Genomic DNA, 16,021 nt, shown 5'->3' on the forward strand with positions numbered 1-16,021 from the left:
CATGGTGGCTTTAAATCGTAAAGAATAAGGCGGCTCAGATTAGTCCGACTGCCGTTTTATTAATCAGGCAGATGTATGCCTCTTTTTCTTGCGAGGGCATTAAAGCGTTTTAATGTGGTGGCATTTTTGCGCCGTCTATGGAACAGATAACGGTTTCAACGCGTGGCAATGTGCGCTCAACAAATGTTTTGGTTAAGTACGCATTGGCGCGGGCTGTTCCCTGTGTCTTTTCCAGATCACTCACGCGGCGTTTAACGTCGAGCTGTATCAGCGTCGGCTGCTTTTCAAGTAGCTCCTGCGCACGCACTAAAACCGCAATCGTCTGACTGCGGCTTTGCATTTCCTCATAGGTGGGGTACGGGCTGGCGATGGCTTCCCGTGGAGCATTCAACGGAAAAGCAAATTCCTCATGCATCAGGCATTACCCTGCCGGTGTTTATTGCGATGTTCTTCAATTTCCTGGCAGGAAACATAGCGAGTTACACCCAGATACGCGCGGCGGCGCTTTTCAGGAATTGGGGCATCACAGTCTTCACAAAATGAGGCGCTTATACCAGGCGCGCGATTGACGATATTGGCGATGTTGCGAGCCAGCATTTCGTCGGTGCGCTGCTGCACGATGTCCATTGAGTCAACCATTAGTGCGCCTCCTCAATCTGTGCCTGGATTTTTTCCGCTTCCTGATTAAGCAGCTCGGCTGCTTCGATGTGTGTCATTCCATCACTACGGATTTTCCATGCCAATACATTGAGGCGTGAGGCCATAAGTTCTGCACGAGCAAGACGCTCTTCCTTACGTGCATCATTAAGCATCATATCGAGTTCAATATATGAAGCAGGTTTACTGGTGCCAGATGATTTATTCAGCATGAGATTTTCCTTTTTTCAGGCAAAGCGAATCCCGGCGGGTTTACGCCAATTAATTGCTTTGGGTTATTTAGCTTAAAAGAGTCATTCGTTTGGGAAACAAACTTACAACGGCTTTCAGATGGTTCATTGCGCGAATCAGTGCGTTTCTTTCTTCATTAGTGAGATCATTAAAATCGGCTGAGTGCCGGTCTTTGCCGATATTCGCCAGGAAAAAGATAGCGCTTAATGCTCGTTTGTTATCCTGATAACTGCTGTCAGTCACATCGCGCATTTCAGCAATAAAACGGGTTATATCTTTTTCGCAATTACCGCCCATCAGTTGAGCCCGAAGCAGAGCAACATGATTCAGCGCGGAAACGCGTTGACCGGCTGTCAGTTCGACCAGCATGGAATAGCCTTCGATAGCCATGATTTGCCTCTCTTAGGTAATACCTGTGCTTTTACTTCTGAAGACGACGGGGTTGCAGGGTTCCAGCGCTTACCGTTTTCTCCCATGATCCAACCGTGTCCGTAAGACATAGATGGGCTTTGGCGTTTAAGCCTTGCTGCCAATGAGATCATGATTACCCCTCAACTCATACCAAATGATGCACCGATGCCGCTGATAGCATCGACAGTTGAGGACAAGGCCGGGTTAGCCTGAATACGCGCCTGTACCGCCATTGCGGCCAGCGTTAAGCAGCGAATACCGCTATTAACATTTTGCAGCAGCCCACGTTTAGAGTTGGCTGTCATAGGTTCTGTAGAGGTTGCGCCTGCTGCTAACTGGCCCACTTCTGCAGTAGCTTTCATGACATACAGGAGAAATTTTTCATCAGCGACTTCGTTTACCGGCACACAGGGGAGGCAATGGATTTGCGCCAGCAGGCCATCAACTAACGTTGCATCCTCAGTGACATCGGTAAGGACTAAAACCGCTAAGACGGTAAGCTAATGTGGTTGGTCTGGATTCAGCTTATTACGCAGTGTTTGTGCACGAATGCCGCACTGCTTCGCAATGTCTTCCATATTGTGACCTAACGCGAATTTGCGACAGGCATCGTCGTAGTGGGTATGGTTAGAAACCTTGAAATCAAACATGCTCAGATCCTTCTTAACTTGCAAAATCAAGTTAGGGTTTAATGTAGCGACATTTGATTGCCTGCTGGCGGTTCTTTTCACGCCATGCAGCAACATTGATAAGCGGATTGCCATGTTTCGTCATGGTGGTCTCTACCACTTCGCCGGTCTTACGATTAGTGCGGTTCTGCGTATAGGTGAAAGATGGGGTAGGGGCGAGCAGCACAACCCCGTTAGCAATCCATTTCTCCAGCACTGACAGGCTAATGCGGTTGGCTGCAGCAAAGTCCTGTTTGGACATTGTTGGGGATGTAGCGAGCGTGACGGCTTTGTTTACGGCGTCGTTTACCGCTTCGCTGATGGCTGGCATCAAAATCGCTGCGACATTGGCAATAAAATCTTGAGATTGGACTAAGTCAAATGCGTTCTGGCTGTTTGCATTTTCAGTATGCATAACGCAGTATCCCCTTTGAATTGTTTTGTTCTACGGTGTTTCATGTGGTGTGCTACATCCTAGATCAACAAATGACGTTTAATAAACAACAAATGTTTATTTATTTGGTGGTGTATGGATTTTAGCAAAGGGACGGCATTAGAAATCGTTGAGCGTCTGTCGTGTGCATATGGCGTTGCGACTCAAAAGGCTTTGGCTGAATGCCTAGGTGTGCCTGCTGCGAATGTAAGTAACTGGGTGCAGCGTGACAGCGTACCTGGAAGCGCTTTCGTGAAATGCGCATTAGATACGGGTAGTGATCTCCATTGGCTGACAACGGGAAATCTTGCAAATGCAAATATAAATGCTTTGCCGAATTCCTTTAGTGGTGAAGCCCTATACACCGAAATCACTTCAAACGGAGGCAAACCAGTTTTGCGTCGCATCATGGACGCCTATGGTTTCACTCGGCAAAAACAACTTTGTGAACTGTTGGGAATTTCATCCGGCACGGTCAGTACGTGGGTGCGGCGAAACTACTTTCCCGGCGATGTAGTTGTGACGTGTGCGATTGATACCGGCGTGTCTCTGTTGTGGCTGGCTACGGGGAAGGGTTCGCATGAAGGCAAAAGCGCAAAAGAAAGCACAGCCATGTCGGTCCCACGTAAGAACCTAATTACAGGCGGGCTACATGATGCTGGAAGCTGGGCGGTCGATTTAAGCTTTATCCCATACGTTCTTAACGAGCCGGTTTTTATTTCAAGTAACACAGGGGCATGGATCGTTGACACGACTATCTTCGAAATCAGTAATGGTCGTTGGTTGCTCAGTATCGATAATAAATACGACGTCTATGATATTACCCTTTTGCCAGGACGTAAGATTAGTGTGATGAGTAAAGGAACTAACTTCACTTGTGGCGCTGATGAGGTGAAAATTGCAGGAAAAGTGGTGTTAACTATGACTAATAATTTATAAATTAGCGATTTCAAAATAACGTTTTTAGTGAGCGTGGTGAAATTAAGTTTATAAAAATAAGGTGATAATGTGTCCATGGATGATGTCAAAGATGTGCTATTGATTATAAATACATCAATATCTTTATTTATGATTGTAATTCACCTTAAAAATAGTAAGTTGCAGCGTAAAAGTTATTTATTGAACTCTAATAATTTAAGGTTGAGTGCAACTAATCTTAATTTTATTGAGTGTAAACAATTTGATGATAATTTTGTTATAAAACTGGCATTCTACAACCCGAGTTCGACTGCAGCTATCATTAAGTCATTGACAGTGACTAAGAGTATTCCTCATCCCAATTTCTTGCTTCGCAAACTTGGTTTTTTGAAAGAAATAGAAGTTGATTATGACTGGAGTCCTGCTTTGAATGAGAAGGAATACGAGGTGTCCTACTTGCGAGATGCATATCATTTGTTGCATGTGAAGACAGTGGCAACATTATATGTCTCAGTGACAGGATATATCGATAGATCTCGTTATCATTTTGAGATAAAAACTAACCACGATTACCACAAGCTTAGTTGCCATGTCGACGGATTCAACCATAAATTTCCCACAAATTTCCAAGAATGGCATAAAAACTGAAAGTTATAAGCTTATGATTCTAAAACAATATAGTATGATTATAATAAGAGGTTGAGATGGAAAGAGGAATTATAAGGTTATCGGATGTTCGTGAAGAAGTTAATGAGGTTTTCAATCATTTTAATTCTATTTCTTATGATGATATTGAATCTAAAAATTTATTTGAGAGCATCAAAGGCTTTGCAAGTGAAATTTATGATTTATTGTCTTTTTTGGAGAGGAAACATGATTTAATTTTTGTTGATGGAAAGAACTCGCTCGATAGGTTAAGTTTCACACTGAATTCGTTCATGAGAACGTTACGGAGGTTCAATAATACAAAAACAACTAATAGTATTTATGCAATTCAAGAATTGGCTCAAGCGTTTGAAACTCTGGAAAATGAGTTAATATATGCTGTTAAAATACTTAATAATAAAATCGAAAAACGTGGAGAAGATAAGGAAATTGAAGCGATAAACATTCGAATCAAAGAGATTTATTACGAGGTTTCAGCAACCTATGAAAAGCTAAAAGGTGATATCGATAAGGCAACTCTTCTAACAAATAAGCTTGAAGAGCTTGAGGAAAGACAGAGGAAATTGATATCGAGGCTCAATATCAACAACGATGCTTATAAAGAAAAGATTTCAGTTGTAGATGTTGCTTATGAGAAGGTTGAGGACTTTACTAAAAAAATAAGCTCCTATAATAATGCTAGCGATAATTTCAAAGCTGAAATAGTCAAGTTAGATGCGTCTTATAATGTTTTAAGTAACAAGTTTATTTCATTGGACCAAACATTATCTGAAAAGCAACAGAAGCTTGACACTATACTCACTCAAGCTGAAAGTGTATTAGGTAAAGCTAGCACCGCTGCGTTAGGACAATTTTTTAAAGAGCAATATGAACATTCGAAACAATTTCTTTGGATTTGGCCGTTGATGGGGTTTGCTTTTCTTTCCGGCGCAATCCTAATTTGCGTAATTACTGTATTTCCTGGGTTAATAAATACTGGCCCATCAAAAGATATTTTGCCGGGTATTGATGAAACAGCATTTATTATATCACGTTTGGTTGTGTCTCCATTGTTTTTAGTTGGAGCATGGTTTTGTGCCACACAATATGTTAAAAGAAAAAACATAATTGAAGATTACGGCTATAAAAAAGTTCTTTCACTTTCATTATTATCTTTTAAAGCTGAAATAGAAAAAACTGGAGTTCAGAACACTACTGAATTCATAAGAGCAGTCCAAAATGAGCTAATAAAGTCACCATTAGACTCGTTAGATAGAAAACATCTTAAAAGAGAATCGGACTTTTTAAAAAATCTCCAGTCTGAAGTTATGAGCGGAATGCTCAAAAATGTTAGCTCGGCTTTTGAACGAGACAAAGACAAAACGTTGAATAAAGAAAAACAATAAGAAACGTCATGTGATGATGTCGCTAGTATCACCAATTGGCTCATGGAACATTCATGAGCCAGCTTATCGCCACAATGGCGATTAAGTCACTGATAGATAAAGGTTATAATCGTATTCGGTCTTTTTTTGTCAGATGCCGCCCATCAGTTAATGATTTTCAATCAATAACTTAGTCTTTTTCCGTTGTGTTCTTCTCCACTCTTCTGCAAGACGCCATTCCATTATGTCATTGCCATTTTTCCTATTCATATAAGTTACAACCCTGCTTTATTACCTCTCTATGAAAGGGACACCGTGGCCATAATCTGCCACCTGTTTTACTCATGGTTGAAGCCCTGCCAGGAGCATCAGGTATAGGCTGTGCAGCCCGTGCGAGAGAAGTTTGCTGAGTGAACGGCGTTGCAGTACTCGGTAATGACCGCTCTACTATCCTGTGGCACTCTATTAAGTCACATGAAAATGAGGGAACGATAATGAATGCAGGGAATGCAATCACAGAACCTGGCAGATATTACACATTTCAGTCACCACTATCGGGCAACGTATTTTTTGAATTGAGACCACGTGTGCTGCCACGAAACGCACAGCCGGTGCTGGATGAGTCCAGCGGCATGTGCATTGGTTATTCTGTGGCTCAGGCTCCCGGTCTGTGGCAGATATACGATGTGCAGGGGCATTTTGTTCGACTTGAAGAGGCACCTCTCGAAACGCCACTGATTGATCCTACAGACATAGCGCTTCTTGCGTTTGGTGTATTTCGAATTTTCCGCGCTGGCCGCGCATTATTGGAGGCTGGTACACGAGCTGCTATAAGTGCCAGACTCAGCCAGGCAACAATAATGTTCCTGCGTGCCAGGTTAAAAACGGGTTTATCGGCGTGTAACCTGAAAATGACCGAAACAGCGGCGAGGCACATGTATGAGCCGGGTCGCTATGTTCCGTTACATATTCAGGAAAGAGCTATCCGCTATGGCAGACGCATGGCCGATCCTCGCAACGGAGAGGGTATGTATCGTTATGAAACGGAAATGTCTAAATTACACCGTAAGAAAAATATCACTGAGTATAAGAAGTACACTCTTGAGGTTGTGGTAAGGGTATCAGATTGGATGATAACTCATTTTAGGTATTTTTGATTAACCGACAGGAACGTACATATGTTTGATATCAGAGATGAAGAATTCGTTTTTGCGGTGTCGCCTTTTGAACGGGTTGTTGATAACGAAGTCGATCCGGTTAACCATCACTGGGATTGGATACAGTCCTGGATAGAATTCTCGGTAAGCGGACTGAAGGTGGCGTTTAAGACTGAGTTCACTGTTGGAGAGTTGAAAATGTTGAAGAAAGAATTTTCAGCTTTTCATCAGGCGATAATTGCACAGAAAAAGTTAAAGTCGTTTAAATATCAGAGCGATATTCATCAGCTTGATATGATACTGACAAATGAAAATACTATTGATAGCGTAACTATTGATTTTATCCTTCGACCGGAGCCTCATGCCGACAGCGTTCAGGTTAAAGGCAGCTTTGGCCTTAATGAAAGCTATTTCCCTGACATTCTGAAGAGGCTGGATGAAATGATTCAATGGCAGAATTAAAGATTTCGCCATTGAAAATTTTTACTGAAAAATTCGGGCGTAGAATGGATTTTAATTCAGTATTTTTCGTACATGCTATATTCGACGCGGCAGTATCAGCACCTGTACTGCCAGGCAGGGGAAAATTGCTGATGCTCTATATGGGATTCTGAATAAATGAAGCGTGCTATTTTATGGCTGATTCAGTCATTTTTCTATTTAGTTCCTTCTGCAGTTATTGTGGCTGGCGTGTATATCTTCATCTGCTTTGTTCCGCAGTATGCAGCACTTCTTAGTTTTGCATGGGTTATTGTAGTTTCTTATGTGTATATTAAATTTAACCGATGGTGTTGATAAAATCCTGACATATTAGTGAGCTTAAAATTTGGGTTGAAAAGCGAACGCAAAATAACCCTACTGGTTTAAGGTGTCCGGCCTCCAACCCAAAAACCCACCCCATTCACAATAGCAGAAACAACCCTGCCAGCCTCGCACCCAAAGCTTACCTGTCATCTTGTCATCACCGCGGTTTGGCTTATCCTTAAAGCTTCAATCAAAAGGAGCATCGTTTATGAAAGCGGCAATTGCTAACAGTGAACACAAGGTTGAAGTGGTTGAGAAGACGCTGCGTCCTCTCAAAACGGGCGAAGCACGGCTCAGGATGGAATGCTGTGGCGTATGCCATACCGATCTGCATGTGAAGAACGGGGATTTCGGTGATAAAACCGGCGTGACGCTGGGTCATGAAGGTATCGGTATTGTTGAGGAAGTCGCGCCAGATGTGACCTCACTCAAGCCAGGCGATCGTGCCAGCGTGGCATGGTTCTTTAAGGGCTGTGGGCACTGTCAATACTGTAACTCCGGTAACGAAACGCTCTGCAGAGAGGTCGTCAATGCCGGTTATACCGTCGATGGCGGTATGGCTGAAGAGTTTATCGTCGTTGCAGACTATTCGGTCAAAGTCCCCGACGGGCTTGATCCCTACGCCGCCAGTAGTGTCACCTGCGCTGGTGTCACCACCTATAAAGCGGTGAAAGTGTCCGAGGTAAAACCGGGTCAGTGGCTGGCGATTTACGGTCTTGGCGGGCTGGGAAACCTCGCCCTGCAGTATGCGAAAAATGTCTTTAACGCCAAAGTGATCGCGGTTGATGTGAGTGATGGGCAACTGGCACTGGCGAAAGAGATGGGCGCCGACCTGGTTGTAAACTCGGCCAGCGAAGATGCGGCTCGCTTTATTCAGGAACAAACCGGTGGGGCGCATGCGGCTGTGGTAACGGCCGTTGCCAAAGCAGCGTTTAACTCTGCTGTCGATGCGGTCAGGGCCGGTGGTCGGGTAGTGGCTGTCGGACTGCCGCCGGAAGCGATGAGCCTGAATATTCCGCGTCTGGTGCTCGATGGCATCCAGGTAGTGGGATCGCTGGTCGGGACGCGTAACGATCTGGCGGAAGCTTTCCAGTTTGCGGCAGAAGGGAAGGTGGTGCCGAAGGTGACCAAAAGGAAGATTGGTGAGGTCAATGCCATCTTCGATGAGATGATTCAGGGCAAGATCCGCGGCAGGATGGTAATCGACTTTAGCGGTCAGTCTGCTGAATAATCCGTGCTGATAATCGCAGAAGCCCGCGCCGTGCGGGCTTTTTTATGCCTGTAAGGCCAGTTCTCTCCCTCTGAATGCGTAAGAGCACATTCGGTTAAAGCATTAATAAGCGCGGCTTTATGTTTCATGATGTGATTTTCACTTGAACTTTACCGGTAACATTATAGTTTATGGGGTGAAGTCTGATTACACACATCTGAAGGAGGGTTATTTATGGCTAAGCATCACTTACTCAAATCCATTGAAATTGCAGCGATTGTGCTGTTTGTCCTGATACTGGCGTATCTGGCTATTACCGGTCTGCTGTCATCAACTGGCGTGGATCACGCCTGGCCTTATCCCAGTAAGTAACTGAGTGCCGCACCAGGGAAATTATAAATAATATAAATAGATAACTGATCCTGATACAGGACATAAAAAACCCCGCAATCGCGAGGTTAATCAGAGTCTACACCAGGCTCACCGAAAGCAGAGTCAGCTCTTCGGTTTCCAGCGACAGGCTTTTTTTGGTTTCGAACATAAAGGCTTCCAGCGCCTCCTCGACATCGTCGCCCTCGATAAAGGCGTGAGTCGTGACATGATTTTCACCTTTGGGCTTAATCACGTAAGAAACAAACCACTTCTTCTTTTGCATAATGCTTATCCTCTTCTGAATAGGTAAATGCCGCACACCGGCAATACTGAGCTTTCCCGCCAGCAGTTCAGCGGAACATGTACGGGTTCGGTCTGACAAAGACTAATCGAGCGGGGCCGGATGCAGCAGGTCGATCACGTCGTCAATTTCATTGCTGGCCGCATGACGATCAAGGGCAACCGCATAGTAGCGTCCCTTGCAGTAGTGCTTTGTTACCGCCACCCGATGGCCGGTATCGCTTTCAGCTTCACCGCCGGTCAGGGTCTGCAGGTGGGGCGGGATAACCAGCTCACTTTCGAGTTGTTCTGCTTCAATGATCACTGCGCCACCGTCGGTGGATAGCAGCAGATGCTGAATGCTCATGTTCTCTCCTCTGAGTCAGATTGCTAACCGGCAAAGTGTAGTTCACCTCAGCGGGTGTGCTGGCGACGGGCTTAATCAATGCCTTAGCAGGCTCGTTATCACAGCCAATTGCGCTTTACCTGGCAAAAAAAAGCCCCGAAGTCAGGGGCTTTTAAGAAAGGGATGGCCTGCCTTAAAAACTCAGCTGGTCTGATCGGCCAGCTTCGGCTTCAGCACGCGCTTACCAATCTGAATGCCGGGCTTCTCAACATACTTATAGAGTAAAGAGGCCAGCGCATAGGTCACCGGGATGGCAGAGACGCAGACAATCAGGAAGCGCATCATGTCGCTCTTAAACTCAATGTCGGTGTGATTGAGCAGCAGTGCGATCAGCGGGATTACAATCAGCAGATGCAGCAGGTAGACAGAAAACGACACGTCGCCCAGCCAGGTGCTGAGACGGTTGTTCAGCAGCTTACGCGGCAGAGCAATCAGCGTTGCCATCAGGCTGCCCTGCGGGTATTGCCACAGAATCGCCGTCATACCGACGATCATCAGCGCCTCCATAATCACCTGCAGCTTAATCGCGCCCAGGCCCATCGCCACGCTGGCAACCGGGCCGAGCAGCGCAAAAGCGACGTAGAGCAGGGATTTACGGCGAATCGCCTCGGCCAGCAGCATCCCCGACAGGAACATATTCAGCTTTATCAGGATCATTGAAGGCATCTCAAACGCCTCATAATAATCTGCCAGCACATACCGGCCAGCGCAGCAGAGCGCCATGATGCCAATCAGCGAGGCGGCATAACCATAGCGCAGCGTCACCAGCATGATGAACGGGAACAGCAGATAGAACTGCATCTCCAGCCCGATGCTCCAGTCAGGCAGTACAGTATTAAAACCATATTCGGGCAGCAGGCCGAACAGGAAACTGAAGTGGGTCAGGATGTTTGCCAGCGACTGGTCATTGTAACGCGACGACTCAGTGGCGGTGCCGGAATAGAAATGAGCAATGGTGTCACGCATCTCGCCAAACCACGGGCCATAAATCAGGGCGATGATTAACAGCAGATAGTAGAGCGGGGCGATGCGGAAGAAGCGCCGGATCCAGAACTTCTTAATGGTCTCTGTACTCTGCCACGGCTCTTTCTGCTGACGCTCGACGTAGTTTTTCGCCATCAGATAACCCGATAACAGAATAAACAGATCGACCCCGATGCCAGGGGATGAAATAAGCGTGATGTGGCAATGAACCAGTAAGCTGATATGGCCAACTAATACCCAGAGAGAAGCGATGCCGCGTAATCCCTCCAGCTCCGTAGACCAACCTCGTGTTGCAGACATAACTATTCCTCGTTTTTATCCGACCTTCGGCGCTCACTAAGCCTCAAGGCAACAGATATGTAAACGGGCCTTTACAAAAGTAAGAAGATTCCGAGCACAGGTAAGAGGGAAAAATCAACCGAAACAGGGCGGGAAAGCACAGGAAGTTAAGGGCGTGCAGTGGCACACCCTTAATCAATATCACTGATTGAGATGGCCGATCAGGCCAGTTTTAACAGGATCATACCGGCCAGCAGCAGGGTCAGGCCGGCCCAGCCTTTGCGGTTCAGCCGCTGGCCAAACAACACCCATCCGGCCGCGACAGTGGCGATAATCCCAAAACCGCCCCAGACCGCATAGGCGATCGAGAGATCGATACCTTTGACCGCCTGAGCGAGTGCGCTGAATGCGAGCAGGACACAGCAAAGTGAAAGCAGACCGTACAGCGGTTTCTTAAACCCATCAGAATATTTAAGGAATATGTTGGCGGCAATTTCCAGCACGATAGCCAGCGCCAGCCAGGACGCATGAACAAGATCAGCGATGAGCATGATTAACCTCCGCTGATGATTGGGTGCCGGTTTTGATCAACACAATTCCGACGATCAGCGTCACCAGCCCACAGATTTTCAGCGCTGACAGCGTTTCACCAAACAGCTGCACGCTGAATAACGTAATCAGCATGATGCCGATACCTTCCCACAGCGCATAAGCCACGCCCAGGGCGATACGTTTAATGGCGAAACTCAGCAGAATATAAGAACAGGCAATCATGCCCAGCATCATCAGGTAGCCGGAATGGCTGCCATTGAGGCTGGACCATTTCATAAAAAGGGTACCAATAATTTCAGTAACAATAGCGAGTGATAATAATACCCAGGCGCGCATGGGTGCTCTCCAGCAACGATAAAGGACGACCTGCAACAACGCACAATGTGCGGGCAGACTCAGAACAGTTCGAAGTGGTGAGGGGACTACAGGGCGTTACGCCAGTGCTGATCGGCGGCGTTCCAGCCAGAAAGGCAAGAGGGGGAATGCAGGGGGTTTGACATGAACATTCTGCTCATAAAATTTACAACACATCCACATTGTTGCTTCTCATCAGTGGACGGATAGTGCCTCCGGTTAAATAGACGCTGGATTTATAGCATTCTGCACATCACCAAATCAACAGCAGATGCTGCTTTGTTTGATGTCTGTTAAGGTTTGATGATTTGAAAAGGGTGACATGTGGAAAAGGATCTGTGGTAAACCGGAATGAAAAAAATAGCCGGGCAACAAAAGTGCCCGGCTATTATTAAGTGACGCTGTCACGTATCATTCAGCGCGCTGCGGAACCGTGCGAACGGGTGCATCACCTGCGACATAGTAAGCGGCGGTGCTGCGTGGCAACGGATCGCGCCCACGAATCTTATCGGCAATCTTCTCGCCAATCATGATAGTGGTGGCGTTCAGGTTACCGGTGATGATCAGCGGCATAATCGACGCATCGACCACGCGTAAGCCTTCCAGTCCATGCACACGACCTTCGCCATCAACGACGGACATCGGGTCGTTACCCATCTTACAGGTGCCGCACGGGTGATAAGCGGTTTCGCCGTGGTTACGCACGAACTCATCCAGCTGCTCATCTGTCTGGCAATCCAGTCCCGGACTGATTTCACGGCCACGGTACTTATCCAGTGCTGGCTGATTGATGATCTGGCGCGTGATGCGAATCGCATCGCGGAACTCATGCCAGTCCTGCTCATGCGACATGTAGTTAAACAGAATGGCCGGATGACGACGCGGATCGCGTGACTTCAGGCGTACATGACCGCGGCTTGGAGAACGCATCGAGCCAACGTGACACTGGAAGCCGTGGGCATCAACCGCGTTGGAACCGTTGTAGTTAATCGCCACCGGCAGGAAGTGATACTGAATGTTCGGCCAGCTGAACTCTTCGCGGCTGCGGATAAAGCCACCCGCTTCAAACTGGTTGCTGGCACCAATACCGGTGCCGTTAAACATCCACTCCGCACCGATTTTCGGCTGATTCCACCACTTCAGAGCCGGATAGATTGAGACCGGTTCTTTACACTCATACTGAAGATACATCTCCAGATGGTCCTGCAGGTTTTCACCCACGCCCGGCAGGTCGTGAACCAGCGGGATGTCGAACTGTTTCAGCAGCTCAGGAGAACCCACGCCAGAACGCTGCAGGATCTGCGGCGAGGCGATAGCGCCGGCACACAGCAGCACTTCACGGCGCGCGGTCACTTTGTTGATGGTGTTGCTGTCGCCCTGCAGGTACTCCACGCCGACCGCACGCTTGCCATCGAAGATGATGCGATCGGTGGTGGCATGCGTGATGATCTTCAGGTTGGCGCGGCCTTTGGCCATATCGAGATAGCCACGCGCGGTGCTGGAGCGACGACCATTTGGTGTGACGGTACGATCCATCGGACCGAAACCTTCCTGCTGATAGCCATTAAGGTCGTCAGTGCGCGGATAACCTGCCTGCACGCCCGCCTCAATCATCGCTTCAAACAGAACGTTATTGCCCGCTTTAGGCGTCGCAACACAAACCGGGCCGTCGCCGCCGTGGAAATCGTTCGGGCCGATATCGCGGGTTTCCGCTTTACGGTAGTAGGGCAGGCAGTCCAGATAGCTCCAGTTCTCCAGCCCAGGTTCGCTGGCCCAGTTATCGAGATCCATCGCATTGCCGCGGATATAACACATGCCGTTAATCAGTGATGAACCGCCCAGACCTTTACCGCGACCACACTCCATGCGGCGATTGTTCATGTAAGGCTCTGGCTCGGTTTCATAAGCCCAGTTATAGCGCTTGCCCTGTAACGGGAAGGCGAGGGCAGCAGGCATCTGGGTGCGAAAATCAAAGCGGTAATCCGGGCCGCCCGCTTCCAGCAACAGGACGGTCACGTTGCTCTCTTCGGTCAGACGGGTAGCCAGAACGTTTCCTGCGGATCCGGCTCCAATAATAATGTAATCAAATTCCATTCATCGTTCCTCAGGTTAAGTGATTAAAAGACTGACTGAAAACGCGTCAGCTCAACCTGCACTGACTTCACCTGGGTGTAGCTCTGCAGCGTCATCAGGCCATTCTCACGGCCAATGCCGGAGTGCTTGTAACCCCCCACTGGCATCTCTGCGGCCGATTCGCCCCAGGTATTAATCCAGCAGATACCTGCTTCGATCTGATGAATCACGCGGTGCGCCTTATTGAGATCCTGCGTCACCAGTCCGGCGGCCAGACCAAATTCGGTGTCGTTGGCGCGGCGGATCACTTCTTCTTCACTTTCGTAGCTCAGGATCGACATGACAGGTCCGAAGATCTCTTCACGCACAATCTTCATCTCATCACGGCAGTCGGTGAATACGGTTGGTGCAACCCAGGCACCCTGGTCGAAATCGCCACCGGTCAGACGTTTGCCGCCGCACAGTACGCGTGCGCCTTCAGCGATGCCGGATTCGATATAACGCATCACATTGTCGCGATGGCTGAAGCTGACCAGCGGACCAAAGTTGGTCGCCGGGTCACGCAGATCGCCTGCCTGAATGCGGGCAACGCGTTCGCTGATTTTCGCCTCGAATGCGGCCTGCAGTTTTGCAGGAATGAAGACGCGGGTGCCGTTGGTGCAGACCTGACCGGAGCTGTAGAAGTTCGCCATCATGGCGATGTCGGCGGCCAGATCGAGATCGGCATCATCAAAGATGATCAGCGGTGATTTACCACCCAGTTCCATGGTGACCTCTTTCAGCGTTGAACCTGCTGCATTGGCCATCACTTTTTTGCCGCTGACGACGCCACCGGTAAAGGAGACTTTGTCGATGCCAGGATGCTCAGTGAGCAACTGACCGGTGACCGAACCGATGCCCGGCAGCACGTTGAACACGCCATCCGGCAGGCCCGCTTCGGTGTAAATTTCCGCCAGCTTCAGGGCAGTGAGCGGGGTCATTTCACTCGGTTTGAAAATCATCGCGTTACCCGCTGCCAGCGCAGGCGCGGATTTCCACAGGGCGATCTGAATCGGGTAGTTCCAGGCACCGATACCAGCTACCACGCCCAGCGGTTCGCGGCGGGTGTAAACAAAGGAGGTTTCACGCAGTGGGATCTGCTGACCTTCCAGCGCCGGAACCAGACCGGCGTAATACTCCAGTACGTCTGCGCCGGTGACAATATCGACCGCTGAGGTTTCGCTGTAAGGCTTACCGGTATCGAGCATTTCCAGCTCTGCCAGCTCATCATTACGCTCACGCAGAATATCGACGGCGCGACGCAGGATGCGCGAGCGCTCCATGGCGGTCATCGCGGCCCAGACTTTCTGGCCTTTTCTGGCGGCAGCAACGGCGCGATTGACATCTTCCTGGCCGGCGGCATGAACCTCTGCCAGCACTTCGCCGTTGACCGGGTTAATCGTCTGGAACGTTTCGCCAGACGCTGCGGCAACATAAGCGCCATCGATGTAGAGTTTCTGCTCGGTGAATCGGGACATGTTTTCTCCTTCCGTTATTCGTGCTCGCCAGCCAGTTGCTGACGGATGAATTGGGTGGTCAGTGTGAGGGCGATGTTCGGGTTAAATGGCTTACCGCTCAGCGCGGCGCGCAGCCACAGACCATCTATCAGGGCAGCCAGCCCGTGTGCGGCCAGACGTGCCTTCTCGAGCGACAGTTCACGCCGGAATTCAACCACCAGCGTTGAGTAGAGCCGCCGGCTGCTGACCCGCTCCAGGCGATTAAGCTGGGGCTGATGCATGCTGCTCGACCAGAAGTCGAGCCAGGCTTTCATCACTGCCGTGTGCACCTGGGTATCATCAAAATTACCCTCAACGATGGCACACAACCGCTGTTCTGCAGAGGCACCGGCCAGCGGTTCTAACCGCGACAGTACCGCCTCCCGCAGTTGACGCGTCACATCACGCATCGTGGCTTCCAGTAAGCCGTTCTTATCCTTGAAATAGTGACTGATGATGCCGGTGGATACCCCCGCCCGACGGGCGATCTGGGCGATAGTGGCATCATTAATCCCCACTTCATTAATCGTGCTCAGGGTCGCATCAATCAGTTGCCGACGACGTATCGGCTGCATCCCTACCTTTGGCATAGCTCCAGCTCCACCCTCAAATCGAGCCCCTATTTAAACTTTTTTTGATTGCACGTTCAATATAAAAAGAAACTTTGT

The 16,021-nt window shown here is 48.6% G+C and carries 20 protein-coding genes and 2 pseudogenes; 7 read left to right on the forward strand and 15 right to left on the reverse strand.

All coding sequences use genetic code 11. The annotated features are described in order from the left end of the window. Positions 1-148: 148 nt before the first annotated feature. The 7 genes and pseudogenes from ACVKSX_RS02090 to ACVKSX_RS02120 all read right to left on the reverse strand — a co-directional run. A pseudogene (locus ACVKSX_RS02090) lies at positions 149-415 on the reverse strand (replication endonuclease); the annotation flags it as partial. Then, on the reverse strand, positions 415-639 hold the full coding sequence (locus ACVKSX_RS02095) for a TraR/DksA family transcriptional regulator (protein WP_132499935.1): 225 nt from the start codon (positions 637-639) through the stop codon (positions 415-417). The pseudogene ACVKSX_RS02090 and the gene ACVKSX_RS02095, both read right to left, overlap by 1 nt. Next, entirely contained in the window at positions 639-869 is a 231-nt protein-coding gene (locus tag ACVKSX_RS02100; RefSeq protein WP_132499936.1) for a DUF2732 family protein, read from the reverse strand. The genes ACVKSX_RS02095 and ACVKSX_RS02100 overlap by 1 nt, the downstream gene beginning before the upstream one ends. Before the next feature lie 67 nt (positions 870-936). Continuing rightward, the gene (locus tag ACVKSX_RS02105) at positions 937-1,278 is read right to left on the reverse strand and encodes a DUF5347 family protein (protein WP_132499937.1); all 342 of its coding nucleotides are present in this window, start codon (positions 1,276-1,278) and stop codon (positions 937-939) included. After that, entirely contained in the window at positions 1,242-1,430 is a 189-nt protein-coding gene (locus tag ACVKSX_RS02110) for a phage filamentation protein Fil family protein (protein ID WP_132499938.1), read from the reverse strand. The genes ACVKSX_RS02105 and ACVKSX_RS02110 overlap by 37 nt, the downstream gene beginning before the upstream one ends. Positions 1,431-1,439: 9 nt before the next feature. After that, positions 1,440-1,949, reverse strand: a pseudogene (locus ACVKSX_RS02115) (phage regulatory CII family protein). Positions 1,950-1,980: 31 nt separating this feature from the next. Next, a complete protein-coding gene (locus ACVKSX_RS02120; protein WP_003854592.1) occupies positions 1,981-2,382 on the reverse strand; it encodes a hypothetical protein in 402 nt (133 codons plus the stop codon). Between the two features lie 114 nt (positions 2,383-2,496). On the opposite strand from ACVKSX_RS02120, the gene ACVKSX_RS02125 reads away from it, so the two are divergent. The 7 genes from ACVKSX_RS02125 (at position 2,497) to ACVKSX_RS02155 (ending at position 8,891) form a co-directional block, all read left to right on the forward strand. Beyond that, positions 2,497-3,339: a phage repressor protein CI gene (locus ACVKSX_RS02125; RefSeq protein ID WP_132499939.1), complete on the forward strand. Its 843-nt coding sequence runs from the start codon at positions 2,497-2,499 to the stop codon at positions 3,337-3,339. A gap of 75 nt (positions 3,340-3,414) precedes the next feature. Continuing rightward, on the forward strand, positions 3,415-3,966 hold the full coding sequence (locus tag ACVKSX_RS02130; RefSeq protein ID WP_132499940.1) for a hypothetical protein: 552 nt from the start codon (positions 3,415-3,417) through the stop codon (positions 3,964-3,966). A 56-nt stretch (positions 3,967-4,022) separates the two neighbouring features. Further along, positions 4,023-5,369, forward strand: coding sequence for a coiled-coil domain-containing protein (locus ACVKSX_RS02135; protein WP_307379637.1), 1,347 nt, complete (start codon positions 4,023-4,025; stop codon positions 5,367-5,369). A gap of 389 nt (positions 5,370-5,758) precedes the next feature. Continuing rightward, complete coding sequence (locus ACVKSX_RS02140) at positions 5,759-6,505, forward strand: hypothetical protein (RefSeq protein WP_238697682.1); 747 nt, start codon at positions 5,759-5,761, stop codon at positions 6,503-6,505. Between the two features lie 21 nt (positions 6,506-6,526). After that, positions 6,527-6,967 (forward strand): WapI family immunity protein, encoded by a 441-nt coding sequence (locus tag ACVKSX_RS02145; protein ID WP_354438280.1) that lies wholly within the window; start codon positions 6,527-6,529, stop codon positions 6,965-6,967. A gap of 550 nt (positions 6,968-7,517) precedes the next feature. Next, positions 7,518-8,540, forward strand: a complete 1,023-nt coding sequence (gene adhP, locus ACVKSX_RS02150) for an alcohol dehydrogenase AdhP (protein WP_354438281.1) — start codon at positions 7,518-7,520, stop codon at positions 8,538-8,540. 213 nt (positions 8,541-8,753) lie between these two features. Continuing rightward, positions 8,754-8,891: a hypothetical protein gene (locus ACVKSX_RS02155; RefSeq protein ID WP_167467432.1), complete on the forward strand. Its 138-nt coding sequence runs from the start codon at positions 8,754-8,756 to the stop codon at positions 8,889-8,891. A gap of 97 nt (positions 8,892-8,988) precedes the next feature. Here the strand turns inward: ACVKSX_RS02155 and ACVKSX_RS02160 are convergent, their stop codons facing one another. The 8 genes from ACVKSX_RS02160 to betI all read right to left on the reverse strand — a co-directional run bounded on the left by ACVKSX_RS02160 (position 8,989) and on the right by betI (position 15,943). Further along, entirely contained in the window at positions 8,989-9,174 is a 186-nt protein-coding gene (locus ACVKSX_RS02160; protein WP_010258724.1) for a hypothetical protein, read from the reverse strand. A gap of 102 nt (positions 9,175-9,276) precedes the next feature. After that, a complete protein-coding gene (locus ACVKSX_RS02165; protein WP_061901375.1) occupies positions 9,277-9,537 on the reverse strand; it encodes a hypothetical protein in 261 nt (86 codons plus the stop codon). A 180-nt stretch (positions 9,538-9,717) separates the two neighbouring features. Next, positions 9,718-10,860: an acyltransferase family protein gene (locus ACVKSX_RS02170; RefSeq protein WP_354438282.1), complete on the reverse strand. Its 1,143-nt coding sequence runs from the start codon at positions 10,858-10,860 to the stop codon at positions 9,718-9,720. A 200-nt stretch (positions 10,861-11,060) separates the two neighbouring features. Continuing rightward, the gene (gene mdtI, locus ACVKSX_RS02175; RefSeq protein WP_010258739.1) at positions 11,061-11,390 is read right to left on the reverse strand and encodes a multidrug/spermidine efflux SMR transporter subunit MdtI; all 330 of its coding nucleotides are present in this window, start codon (positions 11,388-11,390) and stop codon (positions 11,061-11,063) included. Next, positions 11,377-11,727: a multidrug/spermidine efflux SMR transporter subunit MdtJ gene (gene mdtJ / locus ACVKSX_RS02180; RefSeq protein ID WP_010258741.1), complete on the reverse strand. Its 351-nt coding sequence runs from the start codon at positions 11,725-11,727 to the stop codon at positions 11,377-11,379. The genes mdtI and mdtJ overlap by 14 nt, the downstream gene beginning before the upstream one ends. A gap of 429 nt (positions 11,728-12,156) precedes the next feature. Beyond that, entirely contained in the window at positions 12,157-13,839 is a 1,683-nt protein-coding gene (betA, locus tag ACVKSX_RS02185) for a choline dehydrogenase (RefSeq protein ID WP_354438284.1), read from the reverse strand. Positions 13,840-13,862: 23 nt separating this feature from the next. After that, positions 13,863-15,335, reverse strand: a complete 1,473-nt coding sequence (gene betB / locus ACVKSX_RS02190) for a betaine-aldehyde dehydrogenase (RefSeq protein ID WP_010670776.1) — start codon at positions 15,333-15,335, stop codon at positions 13,863-13,865. A gap of 14 nt (positions 15,336-15,349) precedes the next feature. Beyond that, on the reverse strand, positions 15,350-15,943 hold the full coding sequence (gene betI, locus ACVKSX_RS02195) for a transcriptional regulator BetI (RefSeq protein ID WP_354438285.1): 594 nt from the start codon (positions 15,941-15,943) through the stop codon (positions 15,350-15,352). Positions 15,944-16,021 lie beyond the last annotated feature (78 nt).

The sequence above is a fragment of the Pantoea sp. PvP021 genome (genome assembly GCF_054056055.1).

What these genes read in the sequence shown, in the direction of transcription:
- ACVKSX_RS02095 (WP_132499935.1), bottom strand. Translation starts at nt 639, where the DNA reads ATGGTTGACTCAATGGACATCGTGCAGCAGCGCACCGACGAAATGCTG.
- ACVKSX_RS02100 (WP_132499936.1), bottom strand. Translation starts at nt 869, where the DNA reads ATGCTGAATAAATCATCTGGCACCAGTAAACCTGCTTCATATATTGAA.
- ACVKSX_RS02105 (WP_132499937.1), bottom strand. Translation starts at nt 1,278, where the DNA reads ATGGCTATCGAAGGCTATTCCATGCTGGTCGAACTGACAGCCGGTCAA.
- ACVKSX_RS02110 (WP_132499938.1), bottom strand. Translation starts at nt 1,430, where the DNA reads ATGATCTCATTGGCAGCAAGGCTTAAACGCCAAAGCCCATCTATGTCT.
- ACVKSX_RS02120 (WP_003854592.1), bottom strand. Translation starts at nt 2,382, where the DNA reads ATGCATACTGAAAATGCAAACAGCCAGAACGCATTTGACTTAGTCCAA.
- ACVKSX_RS02125 (WP_132499939.1), top strand. Translation starts at nt 2,497, where the DNA reads ATGGATTTTAGCAAAGGGACGGCATTAGAAATCGTTGAGCGTCTGTCG.
- ACVKSX_RS02130 (WP_132499940.1), top strand. Translation starts at nt 3,415, where the DNA reads ATGGATGATGTCAAAGATGTGCTATTGATTATAAATACATCAATATCT.
- ACVKSX_RS02135 (WP_307379637.1), top strand. Translation starts at nt 4,023, where the DNA reads ATGGAAAGAGGAATTATAAGGTTATCGGATGTTCGTGAAGAAGTTAAT.
- ACVKSX_RS02145 (WP_354438280.1), top strand. Translation starts at nt 6,527, where the DNA reads ATGTTTGATATCAGAGATGAAGAATTCGTTTTTGCGGTGTCGCCTTTT.
- adhP (WP_354438281.1), top strand. Translation starts at nt 7,518, where the DNA reads ATGAAAGCGGCAATTGCTAACAGTGAACACAAGGTTGAAGTGGTTGAG.
- ACVKSX_RS02155 (WP_167467432.1), top strand. Translation starts at nt 8,754, where the DNA reads ATGGCTAAGCATCACTTACTCAAATCCATTGAAATTGCAGCGATTGTG.
- ACVKSX_RS02160 (WP_010258724.1), bottom strand. Translation starts at nt 9,174, where the DNA reads ATGCAAAAGAAGAAGTGGTTTGTTTCTTACGTGATTAAGCCCAAAGGT.
- ACVKSX_RS02165 (WP_061901375.1), bottom strand. Translation starts at nt 9,537, where the DNA reads ATGAGCATTCAGCATCTGCTGCTATCCACCGACGGTGGCGCAGTGATC.
- ACVKSX_RS02170 (WP_354438282.1), bottom strand. Translation starts at nt 10,860, where the DNA reads ATGTCTGCAACACGAGGTTGGTCTACGGAGCTGGAGGGATTACGCGGC.
- mdtI (WP_010258739.1), bottom strand. Translation starts at nt 11,390, where the DNA reads ATGCTCATCGCTGATCTTGTTCATGCGTCCTGGCTGGCGCTGGCTATC.
- mdtJ (WP_010258741.1), bottom strand. Translation starts at nt 11,727, where the DNA reads ATGCGCGCCTGGGTATTATTATCACTCGCTATTGTTACTGAAATTATT.
- betA (WP_354438284.1), bottom strand. Translation starts at nt 13,839, where the DNA reads ATGGAATTTGATTACATTATTATTGGAGCCGGATCCGCAGGAAACGTT.
- betB (WP_010670776.1), bottom strand. Translation starts at nt 15,335, where the DNA reads ATGTCCCGATTCACCGAGCAGAAACTCTACATCGATGGCGCTTATGTT.
- betI (WP_354438285.1), bottom strand. Translation starts at nt 15,943, where the DNA reads ATGCCAAAGGTAGGGATGCAGCCGATACGTCGTCGGCAACTGATTGAT.